This window comes from Blastococcus aggregatus, from assembly GCF_900221005.1.
Taxonomy (GTDB): domain Bacteria; phylum Actinomycetota; class Actinomycetes; order Mycobacteriales; family Geodermatophilaceae; genus Blastococcus; species Blastococcus aggregatus.
Genome location: NZ_OBQI01000012.1, coordinates 1 through 1,453, shown reverse-complemented (window position 1 = coordinate 1,453; position 1,453 = coordinate 1). Strand labels below are relative to the sequence as shown.

Below are 1,453 nucleotides of genomic sequence, written 5' to 3'. Positions count from 1 at the left end.
TGCATCTGCGGTAATAGTTGCGCTCCGTCGCCGACGGCGGAGCGCTCGCGGGCGTCACCGGCGAGGCTCGACGTCTTGCTGCCCGTCGCGATCCTGAGTGGCTTTCGCAATGAGTGCCCGCCGGTGACGTCTGTCGGGGTTCGGGTGGTTGACGCTTGATAGGAGCCTCGGGCTGCGGCAGCCCGCAGATGCATGCGCTCCGCCCGCACACCGGCTTTCGCGAGCTCTTCGAACGCTGGAAGGAGTCTCGTGCTCGCCGGAATCGACACCCACAAGGACACCCTCGCGGTGGCCGTCATCGACCTCGCCGGCCGCCCGGTACTCGTCACCGAGCTGGCCAACACCGAGGCCGGCTTCGACGCCCTCGAGGAACTGGTCAAGGAGCACTCGGTGAGCCGGGTCGGCATCGAGGGTTCGGGCAACTACGGCCGCGGCGCCGCCATTCGACTGGTGATCGTCGGCGGCCTGGAGGTCGTCGAGGTGCCGCCGAGCCTGACCGCGCGGGAACGCTCGGGCCGGCCCGGTGCCGGTAAGACCGACCCCGGGGACGCGGTCGCCATCGCCCGACTCACCGCTCGTGAGACCGGCCTGCCCCCGGTCCGCCTGGCCGTCGGGCAAGCCGCTGACCTGCGGGCGCTGGCCGACTACCGCGCCCAGCTGGTCGCCGAGCGCACCGCGCTGGCCAGCCGCACCCACGCCGAGCTGCACGGCCTGCTGCCCGGCTACCAGGACCGGGTGCCGCGACTGACCGCTCCGACGTTCATCACCGCCGCCACCGATCTGCTCGCCGGCGACACCAGCGTCCGGGCCACGCTGACCCGCCGCCGGCTGGTCCGGCTGGCGGAGCTGACTGCAGAAATCCAGGAGGTCCACGGCCTCATCACCGACGCGGTCAAGCAGGTGAAGACCGGGCTGACCGACCTCTACGGCCTGGGCCCGGTCAGCGCCGCGACGATCCTCGGCGAGGTCGCCGACATTCGCCGCTACCGCTCCCGGCACGCCTTCGCCGCCGCCAACGGCACCGCCCCGATCCCGGCCTCCTCCGGCCGAACCAGCCGGCATCGGCTCAACCGCTCGGGTAACCGACAGCTCAACCGGGTGCTCTACACCATGGCGATCACCCAGATCCGCGCCGATACCGAAGGACGCGCCTACTACCTGCGCAAACGCGCCGAGGGCAAGACCGGCCGCGAAGCCCTCCGCTGCCTGAAACGACGACTCTCCGACGTCGTCTACCGAACCCTGCACGAAGACCTGGCGACTACCGCCCAGCCGGTGATGACCGGCTGAGGACGGTGAGTGCGGCAGCGACAAAACGGACGCGTCTCAACGGCCGAAGCCAGCTGCGCGACAGGCTCTCAGTCCCAGACCTGCTCTTCGCTGCGGTCAGTCCACCGCACCCACCGCCGACCCGGACGCTACTCCCGGGCCGTCTTGACACATAGGAGCTCAT

The 1,453-nt window shown here is 70.5% G+C and carries 1 protein-coding gene; it reads left to right on the top strand.

Annotated features, from left to right (window positions below; all coding sequences use genetic code 11):
- The first annotated feature begins 249 nt into the window (after positions 1–249).
- The gene (locus CRP29_RS22195) at positions 250–1,290 is read left to right on the top strand and encodes an IS110 family RNA-guided transposase (RefSeq protein ID WP_097197253.1); all 1,041 of its coding nucleotides are present in this window, start codon (positions 250–252) and stop codon (positions 1,288–1,290) included.
- Positions 1,291–1,453: the final 163 nt, after the last annotated feature.